Below are 20,412 nucleotides of genomic sequence, written 5' to 3' on the forward strand. Positions count from 1 at the left end.
ATCGAACTCCGTGGGGGTTGAGCGGCTTGAACCTTGGTATAGCCCGTGACGAAGCCCTTGGAGGTCCTCGTGCGGCTGCTCATCCAGCATCGCAACCTGTATCGCTACCCGAAGCCCGCCGCCCTCGGCCCGCACCTCATCCGGCTCCGCCCCGCGGCCCACGCGCGCGCCGCCATCGAGAGCTATGGCCTCACCGTGGAGCCCTCCACCGCCCAGGTGCGCTGGCAACAGGACCCCTATGGCAACCGGGTGGCGCGCATCACCTTCCCCGACGGCGTCCGCGTCCCGCACCTCGAGGTGACGGTGGAGCTGGCCGTCGACGTGCGGCCGGTGAATCCGTTCGACTTCCTCCTCGACAACCGCTGCGAGGTGGCTCCGTTCACCTACCCACCGGAGCTGCGACAGGAGCTCATCCCCTTCCTCGACGTGGACGAGCCAGCGGTGCGCGGCGGTGCGCGCCTCCAGGCCTTCCTCGACGAGCTGCCGCGCTCCGGGCCAACGGTGCCGCTCATCGTCCAGCTCAACGAGCGGGTGAACCAGCGCATCCGCTACATCATCCGCGAGGAGGCGGGCATCTACACGCCCGAGGAGACGCTCGCGGCGGGCAAGGGGAGCTGCCGTGACTCGGCGATGCTGCTCATCGCCGCGCTGCGCTCGCGCGGGCTGGCGGCGCGCTTCGTGAGCGGCTACCTGGTGCAGCTCACCGACGAGGGGATGATCCCCAACGCCCCGCGAGGCGTGGGGCGTGACGTGGTGGACCTGCACGCCTGGGCGGAGGTCTTCCTGCCCGGCGCGGGGTGGATCGGCCTCGACGCGACCAGCGGCCTGCTGACGGGAGAGGGCCACATCCCGCTCGCCTCGACGGCGGCCCCGGCGCTGGCGGCCCCCATCGAGGGTACCAGCGACACACCGGCCGAAGAGGTGCGGTTCTCGATGACGGTGGGCCGGCTCGGACACGAGCCCCGGCCGACGGCGCCCTACACCGAGGAGGTGTGGCAGGCGCTGTGCGACGGCGGGGCCCGCGCGGACGCGATGCTGCTGGAGCACGGGGTGAAGCTCACCCTCGGCGGTGAGCCGACCTTCAACGCCCGAGAGCACGCCGAGCTGCCGGAGTGGAACGGAGAGGCGCTGGGCGAGACGAAGTGGAAGCTCGGGGTGAAGCTCGCCGAGGAGCTCAAGCGGCGACTCGCGCCCGGGGCGGCCCTGCTGCTGCGCGCCGGCAAGCACTACCCGGGCGAGAGCCTGCCGCGCTGGGCGCTCGATATCTGCGGGCGGCGAGACCAGGTGCCCCTGTGGACGGGCGAGACGCTGGCCTCGGGAGGCAACGCGGACACCGCGCAGGCGCGGGAGGTGGCGCAAGAGGTGGCGGCGCGGCTGGGCCTGACGGAGCACATACACCCCGCCTACGAGGACCCCTGGCGCTTCCTCCAGGACGAGGAGAACCTGCCGGTGGACGTCGATCCGCTCAAGGCCAACCTCCAGGACTCCGAGGAGCGGCGGCGCCTGGCCCGGGTGCTGGGCCAGGGGCTCGGCAACGCGGTGGGCTTCGTGCTGCCCCTCGCGCGAGACCCGGAGGGGCGCTGGGTGAGCGAGCGCTGGCACTTCCGGCGGCGCCACCTGTTCCTGCTGCCGGGAGACAGTCCCCTCGGGCTGCGGCTGCCGCTGCGCTCGCTCTCGGAGGGAGACCCACTGGCCGACGTGTGGGAGGAGCCATACGAGCCCATCGATCCCCGCCGCGCGCCGTCGCCCGAGGAGACGAAGCAGCGGAAGCTCATCGCCCGTGAGCGCGCCAGCCGCCCCCCTCGGGTCCGGACCGCGCTGAGCGTCGAGGCGCGCGGCGGAACGGTACACGTCTTCCTGCCCCCGCTCGCTCGGGCCGAGGACTTCTTCGAGCTCGTCGCGCTCATCGATCAGGCGCGCCAGCGCACCGGCATCGCCATCCAACTGGAGGGCTACCCTCCCCCGTCCTCGCCGCTCCTCTACCGCTTCGCGGTGACGCCGGATCCGGGCGTGCTCGAGGTCAACCTTCCGCCCGTCACGAGCAGCCGCGAGTACACGGAGCTGGTCGGGCAGGTGTTCGAGGCGGCGCTCCACGCGGGCCTCCACAGCGAGAAATACCTGCTCGACGGCCGCATGGCCGGCAGCGGCGGTGGCAACCACATCACGGTCGGTGGCCCGACGCCCCTGTCCAGCCCGCTGCTGACCCGGCCGGAGCTGCTGGCCTCGCTCATCACCTTCGTGCAGCACCACCCGTCACTGTCGTACCTCTTCACCGGCCTGTTCGTCGGGCCGACGTCACAGGCGCCCCGCGTGGACGAGGCACGGCACGACTCGCTCTACGAGCTGGAACTCGCGCTGGCCAAGGCCTTCGACGCCGGCACCGCGCCCCCGCCCTGGTTGCCGGACATGCTCTTCCGGAACCTGCTGGTGGACGTGGCGGGAAACACCCACCGCGCCGAGCTGTGCCTGGACAAGCTGTTCGATCCGCACACAGCGAGCGGGAGGCAGGGGCTGGTGGAGCTGCGCGCCTTCGAGATGCCGCCGCACGCGCGCATGGTGTCCGCGCAGGCCATCCTGGTGCGCTCGCTCTTCGCCGCCTTCGCCAAGCAGCCCTACCAGGCGAAGCTGGTCCGCTTCGGGCAGTCGCTCCACGACAAGTACCTGCTGCCCTACTACCTGGGGCGCGACCTGGACGACGTGCTCGCCCACCTCTCGGAGCGGGGCCTGGCCCTGCCGAGGGACGCGTACACCCCCTTCCTGGAGCTGCGCTGCCCGCTCGCCGGGCGCATGCAGTTGGGCGACGTCACCCTCGAAGTGCGCAATGCCCTCGAGCCCTGGCCCGTGCTCGGCGAGGAGCTGAGCGCGGGCGGCACCTCGCGCTACGTGGACTCATCCATGGAGCGCATCGAGGTGCGCGCCTCCGGCCTCATCCCGGAGCGCCACGTCCTGCTCGTCAACGGCCACACGCTGCCGCTCACGCCCACGGCGAAGGCGAACGAGTGGGTGTCCGGGGTGCGCTTCCGCGCCTGGGCGCCGCCGCACAGCCTGCAGGCGCACCTGGGCATCCACCACCCCATCCGGTTGGATCTGCTCGACACCTGGGGCCAGCGCTCGCTCGGCGCGTGCGCCTACCACGTGTGGCACCCCGAGGGCCGCGCCTTCTCCACCCCGCCGCTCACCCGCTTCGAGGCGACCGCGCGCCGCGCGCAGCGCTTCACCTCCGAGGCGCCTCTGCCCTGGCCGGTGAAGGCCCGCCCGGCCCAGCCCAGCGGAGAGGCTCCCTGCACCCTGGACTTGCGGCGCCTCCCCATCGACTACCGCCCGCCCTCCCCACCCGTCGAAGAGGAGACGGTCGGCTGAGGTGGCCGTCACCGGCGACCTTCTCCGAGGAGGGTGCTTCGGCTACCCTCCGCCGGCCCCGCGCCTGTTGCGGTCGCCAACCAAGCCCACCGGATGCCCAACGTCCTCGCCATGAGCTTCGAGGGGGAACTGGCCCCCTCGTTCGATCTGCGTTGTCTGAGCCCTCAGCACAAGCCACCCGACGGCTGGGGCATCGGCTACTACCCGGGAGGGGACCTGGCGGCGGAGGTGCTCAAGGAGGCGGCGCCGCCGCCCGGCTCCATCCGCAGCGAGCTGGTGCGGGCCTGGGAGCACCTGGCCTCCTCGGTGTTCATGCTCCACGTCCGGACGGCGACGTGGGGGCAGATCTCCGCCGCTAACACCCAGCCCTTCCGCCGCTCCTGGGGGGGACGCGACTGGCTGATGGCGCACTCGGGCAGCCTGTCCCACCGCGTCGAGCCCACCGTTCCGCAGCGCTTCGAGCCCATCGGCTCAACGGACACCGAGCTCATCTTCTGCCAGTTGATGTCGATGATCTCCAACAAGGGGTGGCGCACCCTGGGAGACATCGATCCGGAGGTCCTCCGCGCCTTCTTCGCCGAGATCAACGCGCACGGCTCGCTCACGACCGTGCTCACCGACGGGCGCGACCTGTGTGTGTACGCGGACCGCGACCCGGCGCACGAGGTGCATGTCTGGACGCTGCACCCGCCGCACGACAGCCTCGTCTTCGGCGATGACGATCTGTTGGTGGACCTGACCAAGCGCGGCATCAAGAGCCGCAAGGGCGTCATCATCTGCTCCAATCCCCTCCAGCCCGAGGGGAACGCCAAGGTGGACTGGAAGCGGCTCGCGCCGGGAACGCTCCTGCGCATTCGGCAGGGCGCGGTCACTGCGGAGGCGAAGCCCCCCGCTCCGACACCGCAGGTGGAGGCGCAGGCGCAGCCGATCCAACAGCAGGTCCCGGACACGCAGACGGCGGCGCTGGCGCCGGTGGCTCCCGCCGTGCCGCCTGCCCAGACGCACTTCGTCGCTCGGGTGCGGGACTTCAAGCTGCCCTCGAATGCGGAGGTGCAGCGCTTCTCGGTGGTTCACCGCACCGTCTACCGCTACCAGACGCCCATCGAGCGAAGCACCCACATGCTCCGGCTACGGCCGATGCACGACGAGCTGCAGGCAGTGATCGGGCACGAGCTCCACCTGTCCGTGGATGGCAAGCGCCGCGACTACGACGACGTGTTCGGCAATCGGGCCACGCGGGTGCATATCGAGACGCCCTATACGGAGCTGGCCATCGAGGCGCGCTCGACGGTGGAGCTCTACGACACGGATCCGCTCCAATTCCGTGCGCCCAAGGAGCGCGGCACCATCCCGCTGGTGTGGATGCCCTGGCAGCAGCAGGTGCTTCAGCCCTTCCTGCTGCCGCAGGAGCTACCGGAGAGTCAGTTGGTGGAGCTCACGGAGTACGCGATGAGCTTCGTGAAGCGGAACGACTACGACCTGCTGGACACGCTGCTGGACATCAACTCGACCATCTTCCGCGAGTACGAGTACCGGCAGGGCTCGACGACGGTGTACACGACGCCCTTCGACGTGTACGCGAACCGGCGCGGCGTCTGCCAGGACTTCACCAACCTGTTCATCTGCATGGCGCGGCTGCTGGGCGTACCGGCGCGCTACACGTGCGGCTACATCTACTGTGGTCCGCAGAGTACAAATCAGCGGCAGGCCGAAGCGTCCCATGCGTGGTTGCAGCTCTACCTGCCCGAGGTGGGCTGGCGAGGCTTCGACCCGACCAACGGCATCCTCACGCAGACCTCGCACGTGCGGGTCGCGGTAGGGCGCGGCTACGGTGACGCCACCCCCACCTCGGGGACCATCTTCGTTGGAGGTGGACCCGAGACGCTGGAGGTGGACGTGCGGGTGGACCGGATCGCCTAGCCCGACGATCACTTCAGCCGGGTCGCATAGAAGTCGTGGAGCTTCTGGCGCGTCGCCTTGCCTGGGACGTTGATGACCTTTCGATCCTCGCCAGCCATCTGGATCGACACTCCACCGAAGATCCAGAAGCCCACCTGGATGGCGAACCGCTCCAGCTGGTCGACTGGGAAGATGCGCCGCTGGGACTTGTCCTTGGAGAGCACCGTCGTCAGCTCCTTCTCGAGCTTCTCCAGGGAGAGCTTCTCCGAGAGGAACTTCTCTACGGCCTCGGGCATCTCGTCCGGGCTCACCTTCCAGCGCGTGCTGGTGGGGGTGTTCTCTAGAAACTCCCGCGCGTGGTGTGGGAAGAGGAAGAGGAAGCCGGGGGTGCCCACGAGGCACGCGTGGGTGATCTGCCCGACGGTGATGCCCTCGTTCACGTTGATCCGGGGCACGAAGACCACATCTGTCCGCTGCGTCATCCGCGCATTATGGGCCAGCGCTCGCCTCGCGCGACAACCCTCTCATCCCGTCCGGGAGAGCAGGGACCGAAGGATGTCCTCGCTGTGTGTCCACAGCAGCGCGGAGCCGACCTGTGGCAGGAGCTGGCGCCGCGCCGTGGGAATCCTCCGCGCGAGGGTCTCGCCCTGGTCGGGAGAGTGGACGGTGCTCGTATCGAGGCCGCCGTACCACAGGTCCACGGGGACGCGGATGGCTCCCGGGTCGAACGGCCACCGGGACATCGCCAGAACGGTGTCACGCGCATAGCCCGCCGAGCCCTGCATAAAACCTTCGTCCAGGGCGCGCCGGTAGGCCTCGGCGAAGCGCGGCGCGGTGAACACGGCGCGGTCGGACTCAGAGCTCATGCCGATGACCATGTCCCACATCATCTGCACGCTCATCCCAGCGAAGAATGCCTCGGCGCGGGCCGGCTCGGCGGCGGAGAGGTCCACCAGCTTCGCGACCTCCGGATGGAGCATTCCGCGCAGCGCCGGGTAGGCCAGCTCATCACCACCCGCGACGAGGGCGACGCCCGTCACCACGCCCTTGGCCGCACAGGCCAGCGCGAAGGGCGCCCCCTGGGAGTAGCCCACCACCGGGAGCCGCTCCAGCCCCTGGGCGGCGGCGAAGCCCCGAACATCCTCCGCCCAGTCGAGCAGCCCTCGCCCCGGAGCGGGCGTGGAGGCGCCGAGCCCAGGCCGGTCGAGCGAGATGAGCCGAACCTTCAATCCCTCGAGGACGTCAGCGCCAAACCCCAGCCAGCGACTCATGGCCGCGCCAGGGCAGAAGAGCACGGGTGTGCCCGACGTCGGGCCCCACTCTCCCCACCCCAGCAGCCTCCCGTCGGACAGCCGCGTTGTCCCCGTGCGCGCGGGCCCCTGAACCAGTGTGTTCATGCCGCGAAGCGTCCCACGCGGCCCCGGACCAGGGAAGCCATTCTCGGCGAGCGCCTCAAGGAGGGGCGCAGACGACGCCGGCACAGTTCCCCATGCCGTTGCCTCCCGCCACGTTCCCTCCTCCGTCGATCGCTCCCTCCGCGTGGAGACCCCAGCCCGTGTTGCCGATCGCGGTGTTGCCCGACACCGTGAGGCTGTTGGGAACCAGCACCCGGAGGCCGTCCCCCGCGTTCTGGAGGAAGCGGTTGCCACTGACCGTGCCAGTGAGCTCGGGAGGCACATACTCCTCCAGGTGGCCCAGGCTCAGCCCACCGCCGTTGCGCCGAAGGGTGGAGCCCTGGATGTCGACCGTCCGGGACTGGACCCGCATGCCGCCTGCGTTGTCGGAGACCTGCGAGTCGCGCAGCACGAAGTCGAACGCATCCCAGGTCGGCCACTCCGCGGGAGCGAGCGCATCGTTGTGCAAGAACAACGTGTTGACGAACGACGCCTGGGAACAAAAGCCGTAGCCGAACTCGCCGAGGGTGATTCGCCCCACGACCGAGTTGAAGGCGATGCGGCTCGACGTGAACGAGACGCCGCCGTAGGGACACCAGACCACCATGTCGTTGAACGTGAAGTTCGAGCGGACCACCTCCACGTCGTGGCTGTTGGCGGAGAGCGCGAGCCGGTTGGCGAGGAAATAGGACGCAATCACCTCGAACTTGCCGCTGCTCGCGTCCTGCTCACTGCCCACCGCCGAGCCGTTGGCGATGAAGTAGCTGTTGGAGATGGTGAACGTCGCGGAGCCACTCCGGTTGTACACGGCGGCCCGGTTGTCGATGAACGTGAGCTTCGACAACCAAACGTGGTCCGGGAAGTGGCTCGCGTCGTAGTCGAGCACGTACCCCAGGTCGAACCCCTGGATCGTCCCGTTCTTCACCGTGCTGTTGGCCAGGACGGCGATGCCCTCCGACAGCCCCGGCTCCGAGCCCACCCGGCGCACGGTATGTCCCCCGAGATCGAGCACGACGCCCGTGCCGACAACCCGGAGCGCGGGGGCCTCCGTACCGGAGCACTCGAGATCGTGGGTGAGCCGGGTGTTGGTGGTGATCGTATCGCCGCACTCGACACAGCCCGGTGAGCGCCCGCTGCCTCCGCGCTCGTGGGCGTGCGCGGCGAGCGCGAAGAACACACCCCACACCATGAGTGTGTGGCAGGCACGTTTCAGCGGAAGGGTCTTCATCCTGAGCTCCTGGCCAGCCCCTATCGGGGCGTCAATCTGGGAGCCCCCGCCTCGGCCCAGCAAGCCTCACGCGCGGTCGAGCGCGCTGTCGGAGCGACAACCCTCCCGGCCGAGAGCGCTCAGCTCGCGGAGAGGTTGATGCCCGCCCGGTACGCCGCGCGCATCGCTCCGAGGAGCCGGTCGGAGAGGACCCGATACGACTGAGCATCCGCGCCGTCGAAGCTCAGGTCATTCCAGGAGCCCATCCCGCCAAAGACGTCCGCGGCCATGGCGGCGTTCACCAGCTGGAGCGCGGGCACCGGCAGCCCGTTGAGGATGAGCAACTCCAGGATGTCCTCCAGCGGCTGGGGCTCGAGCGTCAGGCGCAGCAGGCAGCGGCGGAAGTGCTTGCTCCAGTACTTCAGCTCCTGCTGCTGGGCGAAGTCCTGCACCGACTTCAGCGACCGGGTGAGCCCGTTGCGGCAGGCGTTCAAGTCCCTGGCGACGGTGACTTCATCCCCCTCCCCTACCGGGAGGTACTCGAAGGAGAGGCTCCCGGCCCCCGGCGCTGGCGTGAAGAACTGGTTCCACTTCACGGTCTCCTCGGGCTCCAGCTCGCTCCCCTCCCCCACGGGCTCCGCCTCGGCGCTCAGCGGCATGAAGCGCGAGATGAGCGCATCCATCTCCTCCGGGCTACGCGACTCCATGAAAGCCTGGAGGCCGCGTCCCTCGAGCTCCGGGGCCAGCTCGCGCGTGAGCAGCTCTTCCCAGACGGCGGCCCGCTTGCGGCTCCGCATGAACGCGTAGAGCTGCTTGCCCGTGATGTCATAGAAGCGCGGCCGCACCTCGCGGGGCATGAACCGCTCCGAGCGGAAGCGATCCGTGAAGAGCAGGAGCCCCAGCCCACCGCCTCCCTCGAAGGCCTCGCGGATGTGCGCGGGCAAATCCCTCGGGAAGCTCTCCGGGTCCGCCTCCCAGGGCCCTGGCACGAACCACAGGCGCGCCTGCGGCGAGGCCCTGGCCTCGAGCCACTCCTGGAAGGACTGCCGCTCCCCCTGCTCGTCCAGCATCGTCACGACTGACGGCTGGCGGCCCGCCGGGCGCAGGCGGATGCCCATGAGCTCCTCGACCTCATCCCACCGCGCCTGGCCGGGCTCGCGCAGGGCTTGGTTGCCAGTGGTGATGAGAACCGTGCTGCAGACATCGACGGGGCGCATGCCCCCAGACTACCCAAGAGCCATGCCTGAACGCTCGGAGAGCTGACGACCGCGAGACCAGAAAGAATCCGGGGTTGTCGGGTGTTCTGAGGCCTCATGAGCTTGCTACGCCCGGAGATCGCATGACGCGCGGCCCCACGCTGCTGTCCCTCGCCCGCGCCGCGGTGCATGAGTCCCTCGAGGGCCCCCGGGTTCAGGTGCCCGAGGAGGCCTGGCTCGGCGAGCTGGGCGCCTGCTTCGTCACGCTGAAAAAGGACGGAGAGCTGCGCGGCTGCATCGGCAGCATGGAGGCGCACCGGCCGCTCTCCGAGGACGTCATCCAGAACGCCCGGAGCGCCGCGCACCGGGATCCGCGCTTCTCTCCGCTGCGGCGCAATGAGCTGGACACCGTCCGCTTCGAGGTGAGCCTGCTCTCCCCGCTCGAGCCGATGGACGTGGAGAACGAGCAGCAGGCCCTCACCCGACTGCGCCCGGGCACGGACGGGGTGCTGCTGCAGTGGGGAGGGCGCCGAGGCGTCTTCATCCCCAAGGTGTGGGAGATGCTGCCCACCCCGGCGGAGTTCCTCGCCAACCTGCGCCGCAAGGCGGGGCTGCCCTGGAAGGAGTGGCTGCCCGGCACCCGCCTGTGGCGCTTCACCGCCCAGGACTGGGCGGAGCCGGACCTGCTGAACTGAAGCAGGCGGCCCCGCCCCACGCCCCGCTCAGCGGGTGATGATGCGAATCACGTGGTTGTACGAGTCGGACACCAGCAGCCGCTCGGCGGGGTTGATGGTGAGCCCGGCGGGGGAGACGATGTCGGCCTGCTCGCCCGTGCCCAGGTGCGTGCCGAGCCGCCCGGTGCCGGCCAGGGTGTAGACCCGCGTGGTGGCGGCCTCCTCGCCCGGGACGACCTTGCGGATGCGGAAGTTGGCCGTGTCAGCCACCATCAGCTCGTTGGCCGGAGTCACCACCATGCCCATCTGCGCCCGGAAGCGGGCCTGCGTGCCCAGGCCGTCCGCGTAGCCCGCGGGCGTGCTGTCGCTCCCGGCGAGGGTCACCACGGTCCGCTCTGGCCCGGCGGAGATGCGGCGCAGGCGCTGATTGCCGCCGTCCATCACATAGAGCTCACCGCCCCGGCCGACGGCGATGGCGCTCGGGTTGTTGAAGCGCGCATCCCGGCCCTGCCCGTCCTGGGTGCCCGCGGAGTTGGCCCCCGCCAGCGTCGAGACCTGCTGCGTGTCGGCCGCGATCATCCGAACCTTGTTGCCCGCCTGGTCCGCCACGTAGATGTTGCCCGCCGCGTCGACGGCCAGCGACGTGGGCCGGTTGAAGCGCGCCTGGCCCGCGACTCCGTCGGTGCTGCCCGCGGCGCGCAGCGCTCCGGCGTAGGTGCTCACCACCCAGCGCTCGCCGTCCTTCACCAGCTTGCGGATGCAGTGGTTGTCCGAGTCGGCGACATAGATGGCGCCATCCGGCCCCACCGCCACCCCCGTGGGACGGCGGAACATGGCCGTCGCCCCCGCGCCATCGCGGCCGCCCGACTCCCCGTTACCCGCCAGCGTGGTGACGGTGCGCTCGGGGTTGTTGGCGATGAAGCGGATGCGGTTGTTGTTCGTGTCCGCCACGACGATGTCGCCATTCGGCGTCGAGGCCAGCCCCGTGGGGCCGTTGAAGAGCGCCTGGCTCGCGGGGCCGTCCTGGTAGCCCGAGCGCCCCGCCACTCCAGCGAAGGCCGCCACCTGGTGGGCCCAGATCGGATCCGGCACGGGAGCGGCGGGAACGGGCCCCGTCGCCGGCGGGAGCGTGCGCGCCGCACGGCGGTGGGACAGGGCGCGCTCGAGCACGTTCTGCGTCATGCGGGCCACGCGCGCATCGGCCAGCTCCGGGTCGGTCGAGAACGCCAGCGGCCAGTAGATGGTGCCCGCCGAGAAGATGAGCCGCCCCGAGGGCAGCGTGCGGTCCACCACCTGGGAGACGGTGGGAATGCCCTCGGCGGTGACGAGCGGGCTCTCCATGCTCACGCGCAGGCCCGGCGGCGTGTGGCCGTTGTCGAAGATGCGGTCCACCTCGTAGCCCAGCAGCCCGTGCATCTGCATGCCGTTGCGCAGCCCGGTGCCCGCGAAGATCCAGTGGCTCTCGTCCTTCACGGTCAGCGGGAAGGAGATGAGCTGCCAGCCGTCGTACATGGTGCCGAACAGCCCGTTCTCGGGCGTCGGGCTGGGCTCATCCCGGAAGCGCACGGTGGAGAAGGGCTCCGGATCCCGATAGGGCTCGTTCTTGTAGCAAACGACGGTGCGCAGCGGGTTGTTCTTGCTGTCGGACAGCATGCGCACCTTCCAGTACGCGCCGTTCCCGCCGAAGTGGGCCAGGCTCATCTTCCCCGAGGCGAGCGCCGCGTCCACCTGGTCGCGCTGCGCCTGCGTCCAGTACTCATCGTGGCCGGCGTGGACGAAGGCGCCGATGCCCTCCAGCAGGTTGGACTGCCGCAAGAAGTCGAGGTTGGTGGCGTAGGTGACGTCATAGCCCTGCTGCTCGAGGAACTTGGCGAAGGGGTACTCCCAGCGCAGCATCTGGCCGGCGCCCTCATCGTCCTTGTACGGGCGGTTGAACGACACCTGATAGGCGCGGCCGTTGGGCATCGTGCCCGAGGCGTCCGCGTAGAGGCTCTCGCCGCCCCAGGTGTTGTAGGCCTGGTAGGTGAGAATGCCGGGCTGGAAGAGGATCTCGGCGGCGCGCATGTCGCGCACCACGAAGGAGGTGAAGCGCTTGAACCCATCCGCGCGCTTCACCTTGACGACGTACATGCCGGACACCCAGTCCTCGCCGATCTGGAACGAGAAGGTGTCGGTCCACGAGCACTCCACCAGCGAGGTGCTCGGCTCGCGCGGGCACGGCGCCTGCTTCTTGGCCTGGAAGGGGCCCGCGGACCACATCTTCCGCGCGCCCGCGCCTCCGTAGTAGCCGAGCCGGAACACCTCGGCGGTGACCGGGCCCTCGTCCGAAACGGAGACCTTGACGTTCACCGTGTCGCCGACGAGCACCGAGTCCGTGGAGGCATAGAGCTCCACCTGGCCCGCGTTGGCCTGGCGGCCGCTGCGCCACGTGGCATCTCCCGGCTTCTGGTTCTCCGCGGGAATCGGGTTGGGCAGCACGACCCGGGTGGGCTTCTCCGGGGGAGGCGGCGGACATGCCGGAGGGCACTCCTCCACGGGCGTCGGCGGAGGAGGCCGCGGATGTGGCAGCGGATTGTCCGGCAGCGGATTCTCGTCCGCGACCGCGTCCCCCTCCCGGTCATCCGGAATCGGGATGGTGCCCTTCTCATGGCAGGCCGCCAACACAGACACCGCCGCCCACAACGCCACCCATCCGCGTCGTCCCACCGTCGCCTCCTCGTACTTGCCGGACCCCCGAGATAGGCACGCTGGCACCCCATGCCAACTCCCCGCCTGCCCAGGAGGTGTGCGCCGCTTCACACGTTGGGTACGGAGCGCCACATGAGAACTCCCTGTGTGGGCGCCGTGTCCGGTGCTCTATGCTCGCCGGCCATGGGGAGCTGGGCGGCAGGACCTTTTGGCAATGACAAGGGGCTCGACTACGTCGGCGAGGTCGTCGATGGGTTCATGAGCGTCATCCTCGACTTCCTGGAGCAGCCTCGCCTCGGCGAGGGCTTCGAGCAGGCCTTCGCGGCGGTCGCGCTGCTCAACATCCTGGATCAGAAGGTGACGGTGCCGCTGCCCAGCGCCGAGGAGGTGGACGTCTGGAAGCGCGTCTTCCTCACCACCCTCGACTCGCAACCGGACGCGCCCCCGTCGGACAAGGGCCTCCAGCGCTCGCAGCGCCGGGCGGTCGAGAAGGAGTTCGATCGGCTGCTCACCGCCTGCCGCGAGCGCGTGGACAGCGCGGACCGGCGGGCGCTGGGGACGATGGGGCGGCGGCTGCTGCGGGCCTGGTCTCGCCGGCCGAGAGAGCCCTTCACGCTGGACTACCGGGAGCTGGCCGAGTGGGCCACGGGCTTCGATGACGACATCGAGCGCGCCTGGAACGCCTGCCCCCGAGGGGACTGGCTCATCGGGCTGGCGACGGCGCTCGGGGTGCCCGTGAAGGAGCTGCTCCCGGCGGTGGCGACGCTCGTCTCCCAGGTGTTGCCGAAGCTCCCCCCGGGCGAGCCACGGCCGGCCGAGGCGCTGCGCGCCGCCGAGCGCTGGGTGCAGGGCGAAGGCACGGGCGCCGAGTGTGCCCATGCCCGGAATGTGGCGCTCGTGGCGGCCAAGGGGCTGGGACTGGTGCCCGCCGCCGCCGCGCGCGCCGCCGCCGCGCTGGCGGATGCCGCCGCCGAGGCCGAGGCGGGCCACTCCCCCATCCTCCGCGACTCCCTCACGGCGGCGGTGAAGGAGTACGCGCTGGTGGCGCAGCTCGAGGCCGGGCTCGCCGCCGAGGCCGCGGGCAAGGAGCACAACGCCGCCATGCTCGGAGATGGCTCCCGCGCACGTGACGCGGCAAGTCAGGCCGCCGCGCCCCTGCTCCGCGCCCACATTCCGTGGGCCACGGTTCGGCAGGCCTTCGCCCACTCTTCCTCGGGCAGGTAACGGGCCCAGGCACTCCGCTCGATGACGCAGGGGCTCTAGCGTCCAGGAGCCGACACAGGGCTCGCGCGGCGAGCCAATGGTGCCTGGGGAGGTGCTCGCTACCCTGCGCGCCATGCACCTCGTCAAGGAATCCGCACCCGAGTTCGAAGTCATCCCGGACCTGGACTCGGCATGGTCGGTCGAAGGCTCCGCGTCGCGACTGGCGGCGGTCCGCAAGGGCGCGCAGGCGCTGCGCGAGCGGTTCGCCTCCGAGCGGCCGGTGCTGGGCGTCCGGAGCTTCGAGCTGCTGACGATGGCCTATCCGGCGCGCTTCGGGTTCTGGGGCGCGGCGCGGCTGCCCATCCCCTATGTGCTGGTGCGCCACCGCGCGGTGCTGGTGCAGTTCCGGCAGGACGGGGAGCTGCGCAACCTGCTGTTCAACCCCACCGATGTCTCCCAGGTCTCCCGGGCCCCCTACCTGGCGCAGCAGCGCGAGCGCAAAGCCGTGCTCGGCCGGATGTTCCTTCGGGTACACGAGTCGCTGGAGCCCCAGCTGCGCCGCATCGGTGTGACGCCCGAGGACATCGACTACGTGGCCTTCGACCACTTCCACCTGCAGGACGTGCGCAAGCTGGTCGGCACGGGCCGTGGGACTCCGGCGCGCTTCCCTCGCGCGCGGCTGCTGACACCCCGGCGCGAGTGGGCCCAGTGGGAGGAGCTACACCCGCTTCACTCCTCCTTCCTCATCCCCGACGGCAAGAAGGGCGTGCCCTCGGAGCGCGTGGTCCTCACCGACCACGACCTGCGCCTGGGAGATGGCGTCATGCTGGTGCGGACGCCCGGGCACACGGCGGGCCACCAGACGCTCTTCTTCAAGACGGCCACGGGGGTCTGGGCCATCACCGAGAACGGCATCAGCGCCGACAACTGGTCGCCGCATGCCAGCCGCATCCCCGGCATCGCGAGCCGCACCCAGGAGCAGGGCCTGGAGGTGCTGCCCAACCTGGGCACCGCCGAGAGCGGGCTGGACCAGTACAACGCCATGGTGCTGGAGAAGACGCTGGTCGATCGCACCCTGGACGATGCGAGCTTCCTGCAGATCCTCCCCTCCTTCGAGGCCACCGCCTCGCGCCTGACCCCCGGCGTGAAGCCGTACATGCACCCCGCCCTCTCCTTCGGTCCGCTCGTGCTCACCGATGAGCGGGCCCAGCATGGCTGGACGCCGCGCCCCCAGCCCGCCATCGCGCACATGGTTTGAGTGGAACTCGCTGGGAGGCCTTCCAAGCCGGCAAGATGGCGGGGATGCCCTCCTCGACGGTTCCGCCTCCGGGCTCCCGCTGTCCTCTGGCCGTGACGACCTCCGACCGCGACGCGCCGGAACTCGCGCGGCGTGCCCAGCAGGCGGCGGCGGAGGTCGGAGTGCCCTACCTGGAGCGCACCCATAAGCTCTCGCTCGCGTCGATGTTGGCCGACAAGGCCGACGTGCTCATCGTGCTGGAGGCCCACGCGGTCTCCCTGGTGGACGCGCAGGGCTCCCTCCGGTTCTCCCCGGGGCTGGCACACCTGCGGGTGAAACAGCTGGATGCCGGGGTCCACGAGGACATGCTCCTGCGCATCGCCGGACTGAGCGAGGGTGAGCGCGTCCTGGACTGCACGCTGGGCCTGGGCGTCGATGCGCAGGTGGCGGCGCGCCTGGTGGGCACCTCGGGAGCGGTCACCGCCCTGGAGAAGAGCCCCGCGCTCTACCTGCTCGCCCGGCACGGGCTGGAGACCCTGTCCCAGCATCCGCGCGCGTGTACCATCCAGGCGGTATACGCCGACGCGAGCAAGTACCTGCGCACGCTTCCGGCTGGAGCCTTCGACGTGGTGCTCTTCGATCCGATGTTCGAGCGCCAGCGCAAGTCCTCGGTGGCGTTCGAGACGCTGCGGCGCCACGCGGACTACGCGCCGCTCACCCGGGAGACCCTCGCGGAGGCCCAGCGCGTGGCACGCAGGGCGGTGCTCATCAAGGGCTCGCGCTACTCCAGCGACTTCAAGAAGCTGGGTATCCAGCCCGAGCCCGCCCGGCCGAATGCCACCGTGCTCTGGGCGAAGCTACCGGGCGAGGGCTACTTGGGCACCCCCGAGCCGTAACGGTCGTAGGCGATGAAACCCTTCGTGGGCTTGCAGAGCTTGGGGAGGACCACCTCATCGCGAGCCAGGCCCACCGCCATCACCCACAGCACTGACGTGGACACCAGGCTCAAGAGGGCAACACTCCTCTTCTCACCGAACAACCGCTTGCCCCACCCTTGGAAGATCACAGCCTGCAGGAGGAAGAGGACCGTGGGAGCGGCCAACAACACCAGCACCATGGAGCGGTTCACCGTACACCTGGCCAGGTCACGCGCGCTGAGGCTGAGAAGTGGCCCCGCGGCCGAGACGGCGGCCAGCAGCAGGATGAGCGCAGCGCCGACGAGCAGGAAGAAGAACCGGCGGAACCCTGACGGGCTGGGCTGACCCTCGGCGGTCGAGCCCCGCACGTTGACGAGGACGACGCGGTTCAAGAACACCGCGCCCGCGGTCCAGAGGAGCAGATCGAGCCAGAGCGTCTGGGTGAAGGCGAAGGCGCTGGTGTCCATCGCGTTGATGCAGGCGAGGGCACGCAGCGGCCAGGTGGCCGCCGCGCAGAGCACGATGGGGACGAGGGCTCGGGAGAGCATTCACCCAGAGTATCACCGTAGGCGGCGGACGGCCCAACAGTGAAAACCGGTATGTCAGAGAGTCCTGGTACTTCCCCTGCCCTCAGCGGAGCAGGACACCCCCGCTCTCAACCCCGGCAGTACGCGGAGTCACCGAATGCAAGGTCGTTACGTGGGATGGATGAAGAAGATTTTGGGAGCCTGTCTCGGGCTCTGGCTGGTCGTGGGCTGCGGACAACCGATGGACGTGCCCGAAGAGGGCGCCTCGCTGGACACCGCGCACTCGAGTCTGCAGGGGCGGGCCCGCATCTCGGCGGGAACGCACCACGCTCTGGCATTGCGTCCAGATGGCACGGTGTGGGCAGTGGGCACCAACTCCTATGGTGAGCTGGGGGATGGCACCACGATCCAGCGCATCGCGCCGGTACAGGTGCAAGGGTTGGAGGATGTGGTGTCCGTGTCCGCGGGCGGTCACTTCTCGCTCGCGGTGCGCGCGGACGGCACGGTGTGGGCCTGGGGCTACAACATCTACGGCCAGCTGGGAGATGGCACCATCACCCGGCGCCTCGTGCCGGTGCAGGTGCAGGGGTTGAGCGATGTGGTGTCCGTGTCCGCGGGCTACAACCACGCGCTGGCGGTACGCGCGGACGGAACGGCGTGGGCCTGGGGCTTCAACACCTTCAACCAGCTGGGGGATGGCACCACGACGAAGCGCACGGTGCCGGTGCCGGTGCAAGGGCTCGGCTCCACGGGGGTGGTGGCCGTGGCGGCGGGCACTTCGCACTCGCTGGCCTTGCGCTCGGACGGCACGGTGTGGGGCTGGGGCGCCAACAGCTCCGGCCAGTTGGGAGATGGCACCACGACCCGGCGCATCATGCCGGTGCAGGTGCAAGGGCTCGGCTCCAACGGGGTGATCGCCTTGGCGACGGGCAACAGCCACGCGCTGGCGGTGCGCGCGAACGGCACGGTGTGGGCCTGGGGCTCCAACGACTATGGCCAGGTAGGCGATGGCACCACGAGCAACCGCACCCTGCCCGCGCAGGTGCAAGGGCTGAGCGGGGTGCAGGCCGTGGCGGCGGGCGATTCGCACTCGCTGGTCTTGCGCTCGAACGGGACGGTGTGGGCCTGGGGCGAGAACTTCGCCGGTGAGCTGGGAGATGGCACCGGGACCAACAGCAGCGTGCCGGTGCAGGTGCAGGGGTTGAGCGGGGCAATGGCCGTGGCCGCGGGAGACAACTTCTCGTTGGCGGTGCGCGCGGACAGCACGGTGTGGGCCTGGGGCTCGAACGAATACGGAAAGCGGGGAGATGGCACCCTCTACCACCGCACCGAGCCGGTGCAGGTGCAAGGGCTGAGCGACGTGCTGGCCGTGGAGGCGGGCGACAATCACTCGGTGGCCTTGCGCGAGGACGGCACGGTGTGGACCTGGGGCTCCAACGGCTCCAACCAGCTCGGTGATGGGACCGCGACCCGGCGCAGCGTGCCGGTGCAGGTGCAAGGGTTGAGCGGAGTGGTGGCCGTGGCCGCGGGTGGTGTCCACACGCTGGCCTTGCGCAATGACGGCACGGTGTGGGCCTGGGGCGCCGGCGCGTTCGGCCAACTGGGGGATGGAACCAACCTCTACCGCAGCGTGCCGGTGCAAGTGCAAGGGCTGAGCGGGGTAGTGGCCGTGGCCGCGGGCCATTCGCACTCGCTGGCCTTGCGCTCGGACGGGACGTTGTGGGCCTGGGGAATCAACGACGGCGGTCAGCTGGGCAGTGGCAACTACCTGAGGCGCAACGTGGCGGCGCAGGTGCAAGGGCTGAGCGGAGTGGTGGCCGTGGCCGCGGGCGACGCGCACTCGCTGGTGGTGCTCTCGAACGGCACGGTGCGGACCTGGGGCTACAACTTCTACGGGCAGCTGGGAGACGGCACCACGACCACGCGGACCGTGCCGACGCAGGTGCAAGGACTGAGCGGGGTGGTGAGCCTGAAGGCGGGCGGTTCGCACTCGCTGGCGGTGCGCTCGGACGGCACGGTGTGGGCTTGGGGCCTCAACAGCTCGGGCCAGTTGGGGGATGGCACCACGACCTGGCGCAGCGCGCCGGTCCAGGTGCAGGGACTGAGCGGGGTGGAGGCAGTAGCCGTCGGAGAGAACCACTCGCTGGCGATCCTCGCGGACGGCACGGTGTGGAACTGGGGCCTCAACAGCTTCGGCCAGCTGGGGGATGGCACCACGACCTCGCGCAGCGCGCCGGTCCAGGTTCAAGCGCTCGGGATGAGCGGGGAGAGCGTGGCCACCGGGGGTACCCACTCGTTGGTGGTGCATGAGGACGGCACGGTGTGGGCCTGGGGCACCAACTCCGCCGGGCAGCTCGGGAATGGGGGAATCACCATGTACGCGACGGCTCCCATTCCCTCCTTGCTGTACTGAGGGCCGACGCAGCCTGTGCGCGCGGTGCTCTCCAGGGCACCGCGCGCCGCTCCCCCACCCGTGCCCTGAAAGGTGGTTGCGCGAGAAGGCTCCACACATCAAAATAGAGCCATGGGCCTCTACGCCTACATTCGCTTGCGCTAAGCAGGGCAGCGAGCATCCACGCCTCGCTGCCGCACTCGTGCCCGCTTTCCGTCTCGGAAGGTCCGGGCGCGACGCGCATGCCCTGGGTCCCCCTTGAAATACGCTCTGCACGACGCCCGATGCCCGAGGCGCTCGTGCGAGGACCGCGTGGACCGCCACACCGGGTCATGAGCCCTGCGCTCCGGACCTTCTCTCGATTCGTCGCAGAGGAGGCCATGCCATGTCTCAGCGTTCCGACCGTTTCCGCAGTCCTGACTCCCGCGGTTCCACCGCGATCCTCGTCGCCATCCAGCTCCCGCACGTCACGGATTCCGAGGTGACCACCTCGCTCTCCGAACTCGAGCGACTCGTCTCCAGTCTCGGCATCCGTGTGCTCGGCACCACCCTTCAGAAGCGAGCGAACGCCACCTCGCTATCGCTCCTCGGCGAAGGCAAGGTGCGGGAGCTCGCGACCCTCACCGGCGGTCCCGGAGGTGACCCGCAGCCCCCCTCGGCGCGCTCGGAGATCGCCAACCTCGTCGTCATCGACACCGAGCTGACGCCGGGCCAACTCCGGAATCTGGAGCTCGCCCTGGGCGTCGACGTCCTCGATCGCACGGCCATCATCCTGCGGGTGTTCGAGCAGCGCGCCCAGACACGCGAAGCCCGGCTGGAGGTCGAGATCGCCCGCCTGCTGCACGAGGCGCCGAGAATCCGCGACGACGCGTCCCTCGGCGATCGCGAGGGCGGCGGTGGACGCGGCGGAAGAGGCCACTCGAATGTGGAGCTCGCCAAGCAGCGCAACCGGGAGCGGGTGGCCGCCCTGCGCCGGGAACTCGAGGGGGCGCGAGCGGCGCAAGAGGCCCGGCGGGCGAGGAGGAAGGACACGCCGCGCGTGGCGCTCGTGGGCTACACGAACGCAGGGAAGTCCTCCCTGATGCGAGCGCTGACCGGCAGCGACGTTCTGGTGGAGGACAAGCTGTTCGCGACGCTTGGCACCACGGTGCGCGCGCTTCAGCCCGAGACAACACCGCGCATCCTCGTCTCCGACACGGTGGGCTTCATCAAGAACCTGCCGCACGGGCTCATCGCGTCGTTCCGGTCGACACTGGACGAGGCGCATGACGCCGGGCTCCTGCTCTACGTCGTCGATGCCGCGGACCCCGAGTTGCGCAACCAACTCGAACTCACACGGCACGTCATCGAAGAGATCGGCGCCTCGGAGATCCCCTCGCGGGTGCTCCTCAACAAGATCGACCGGGTGAGCCCCGAGGAGCGCCACCGGCTCGCCGCCGAGCTCCCCGAAGCCCTCCATCTCAGCGCCCATGACGCGGGAGACATGCAGCGGCTTCGGGAGACCCTGATCGCCTTCTTCGACGAGGCCTGGGCCAGCGAGCACTTCGACGTGCCCTACGCTCGGAGCGGACTGCTGGGAGAACTCCGGACGAGCGTGCGCATCATGTCGGAGGAGTACACCGAGCGGGGCATGCGCCTCGGGGTGCGAGGACCGCCTGCCGTGCTCGCCCGGCTCCGGCAACTGCTGGAGCGGGGCTGAACGAGAGCCCTACCCCGCC

At 69.9% G+C, this 20,412-nt stretch carries 14 protein-coding genes; 8 read left to right on the forward strand and 6 right to left on the reverse strand.

All coding sequences use genetic code 11. The features are described from left to right. Positions 1-45 precede the first annotated feature (45 nt). Both SYV04_RS39240 and SYV04_RS39245 read left to right on the forward strand, forming a co-directional pair. Entirely contained in the window at positions 46-3,360 is a 3,315-nt protein-coding gene (locus SYV04_RS39240; protein WP_321551200.1) for a transglutaminase family protein, read from the forward strand. 93 nt (positions 3,361-3,453) lie between these two features. After that, the gene (locus tag SYV04_RS39245; protein ID WP_321551201.1) at positions 3,454-5,280 is read left to right on the forward strand and encodes a class II glutamine amidotransferase; all 1,827 of its coding nucleotides are present in this window, start codon (positions 3,454-3,456) and stop codon (positions 5,278-5,280) included. A gap of 8 nt (positions 5,281-5,288) precedes the next feature. Here SYV04_RS39245 and SYV04_RS39250 read toward each other — a convergent pair whose 3' ends face one another. The 4 genes from SYV04_RS39250 to SYV04_RS39265 all read right to left on the reverse strand — a co-directional run bounded on the left by SYV04_RS39250 (position 5,289) and on the right by SYV04_RS39265 (position 9,077). Further along, complete coding sequence (locus SYV04_RS39250; RefSeq protein ID WP_321551202.1) at positions 5,289-5,741, reverse strand: hypothetical protein; 453 nt, start codon at positions 5,739-5,741, stop codon at positions 5,289-5,291. Positions 5,742-5,783: 42 nt separating this feature from the next. Beyond that, positions 5,784-6,656: an alpha/beta fold hydrolase gene (locus SYV04_RS39255; RefSeq protein WP_321551203.1), complete on the reverse strand. Its 873-nt coding sequence runs from the start codon at positions 6,654-6,656 to the stop codon at positions 5,784-5,786. 55 nt (positions 6,657-6,711) lie between these two features. Next, positions 6,712-7,881 carry a right-handed parallel beta-helix repeat-containing protein gene (locus SYV04_RS39260; protein ID WP_321551204.1) on the reverse strand — a complete coding sequence of 390 codons (1,170 nt, stop codon included), beginning with the start codon at positions 7,879-7,881 and terminating at the stop codon, positions 6,712-6,714. 119 nt (positions 7,882-8,000) lie between these two features. Continuing rightward, positions 8,001-9,077, reverse strand: a complete 1,077-nt coding sequence (locus SYV04_RS39265; protein WP_321551205.1) for a hypothetical protein — start codon at positions 9,075-9,077, stop codon at positions 8,001-8,003. Positions 9,078-9,199: 122 nt separating this feature from the next. On the opposite strand from SYV04_RS39265, the gene amrA reads away from it, so the two are divergent. Next, positions 9,200-9,751 carry an AmmeMemoRadiSam system protein A gene (gene amrA, locus SYV04_RS39270; RefSeq protein WP_321551206.1) on the forward strand — a complete coding sequence of 184 codons (552 nt, stop codon included), beginning with the start codon at positions 9,200-9,202 and terminating at the stop codon, positions 9,749-9,751. A gap of 27 nt (positions 9,752-9,778) precedes the next feature. Here amrA and SYV04_RS39275 read toward each other — a convergent pair whose 3' ends face one another. Continuing rightward, positions 9,779-12,436 carry a N,N-dimethylformamidase beta subunit family domain-containing protein gene (locus SYV04_RS39275; RefSeq protein WP_321551207.1) on the reverse strand — a complete coding sequence of 886 codons (2,658 nt, stop codon included), beginning with the start codon at positions 12,434-12,436 and terminating at the stop codon, positions 9,779-9,781. A 114-nt stretch (positions 12,437-12,550) separates the two neighbouring features. On the opposite strand from SYV04_RS39275, the gene SYV04_RS39280 reads away from it, so the two are divergent. From SYV04_RS39280 to SYV04_RS39290, 3 genes are all read left to right on the forward strand, one after another. Continuing rightward, positions 12,551-13,642, forward strand: a complete 1,092-nt coding sequence (locus tag SYV04_RS39280; RefSeq protein WP_321551208.1) for a hypothetical protein — start codon at positions 12,551-12,553, stop codon at positions 13,640-13,642. 91 nt (positions 13,643-13,733) lie between these two features. After that, positions 13,734-14,879, forward strand: coding sequence for an MBL fold metallo-hydrolase (locus SYV04_RS39285; protein WP_321551209.1), 1,146 nt, complete (start codon positions 13,734-13,736; stop codon positions 14,877-14,879). Between the two features lie 44 nt (positions 14,880-14,923). Further along, complete coding sequence (locus tag SYV04_RS39290) at positions 14,924-15,754, forward strand: class I SAM-dependent methyltransferase (protein ID WP_321551210.1); 831 nt, start codon at positions 14,924-14,926, stop codon at positions 15,752-15,754. On the opposite strand, the gene SYV04_RS39295 is transcribed toward SYV04_RS39290, so the two are convergent. Next, positions 15,730-16,323: a hypothetical protein gene (locus SYV04_RS39295; RefSeq protein WP_321551211.1), complete on the reverse strand. Its 594-nt coding sequence runs from the start codon at positions 16,321-16,323 to the stop codon at positions 15,730-15,732. The genes SYV04_RS39290 and SYV04_RS39295 overlap by 25 nt on opposite strands. A 136-nt stretch (positions 16,324-16,459) precedes the next feature. Here SYV04_RS39295 and SYV04_RS39300 point away from each other — a divergent pair, with 136 nt between their 5' ends. Together SYV04_RS39300 and hflX are read left to right on the forward strand one after the other, a co-directional pair. Then, the gene (locus SYV04_RS39300) at positions 16,460-18,715 is read left to right on the forward strand and encodes an RCC1 domain-containing protein (protein WP_321551212.1); all 2,256 of its coding nucleotides are present in this window, start codon (positions 16,460-16,462) and stop codon (positions 18,713-18,715) included. Between the two features lie 364 nt (positions 18,716-19,079). Then, complete coding sequence (hflX, locus tag SYV04_RS39305; RefSeq protein ID WP_321551213.1) at positions 19,080-20,393, forward strand: GTPase HflX; 1,314 nt, start codon at positions 19,080-19,082, stop codon at positions 20,391-20,393. Positions 20,394-20,412 lie beyond the last annotated feature (19 nt).

Source organism: Hyalangium ruber (assembly GCF_034259325.1).
GTDB classification, from domain to species: Bacteria; Myxococcota; Myxococcia; order Myxococcales; family Myxococcaceae; genus Hyalangium_A; species Hyalangium_A rubrum.

Bases quoted from the DNA above. Each gene is read 5' to 3' on its own strand.
- SYV04_RS39245 (WP_321551201.1), top strand. From the start codon at position 3,454: ATGCCCAACGTCCTCGCCATGAGCTTCGAGGGGGAACTGGCCCCCTCG.
- SYV04_RS39250 (WP_321551202.1), bottom strand. From the start codon at position 5,741: ATGACGCAGCGGACAGATGTGGTCTTCGTGCCCCGGATCAACGTGAAC.
- SYV04_RS39255 (WP_321551203.1), bottom strand. From the start codon at position 6,656: ATGAACACACTGGTTCAGGGGCCCGCGCGCACGGGGACAACGCGGCTG.
- SYV04_RS39260 (WP_321551204.1), bottom strand. From the start codon at position 7,881: ATGAAGACCCTTCCGCTGAAACGTGCCTGCCACACACTCATGGTGTGG.
- SYV04_RS39265 (WP_321551205.1), bottom strand. From the start codon at position 9,077: ATGCGCCCCGTCGATGTCTGCAGCACGGTTCTCATCACCACTGGCAAC.
- amrA (WP_321551206.1), top strand. From the start codon at position 9,200: ATGACGCGCGGCCCCACGCTGCTGTCCCTCGCCCGCGCCGCGGTGCAT.
- SYV04_RS39280 (WP_321551208.1), top strand. From the start codon at position 12,551: ATGAGAACTCCCTGTGTGGGCGCCGTGTCCGGTGCTCTATGCTCGCCG.
- SYV04_RS39290 (WP_321551210.1), top strand. From the start codon at position 14,924: ATGCCCTCCTCGACGGTTCCGCCTCCGGGCTCCCGCTGTCCTCTGGCC.
- SYV04_RS39295 (WP_321551211.1), bottom strand. From the start codon at position 16,323: ATGCTCTCCCGAGCCCTCGTCCCCATCGTGCTCTGCGCGGCGGCCACC.
- SYV04_RS39300 (WP_321551212.1), top strand. From the start codon at position 16,460: ATGCAAGGTCGTTACGTGGGATGGATGAAGAAGATTTTGGGAGCCTGT.
- hflX (WP_321551213.1), top strand. From the start codon at position 19,080: ATGTCTCAGCGTTCCGACCGTTTCCGCAGTCCTGACTCCCGCGGTTCC.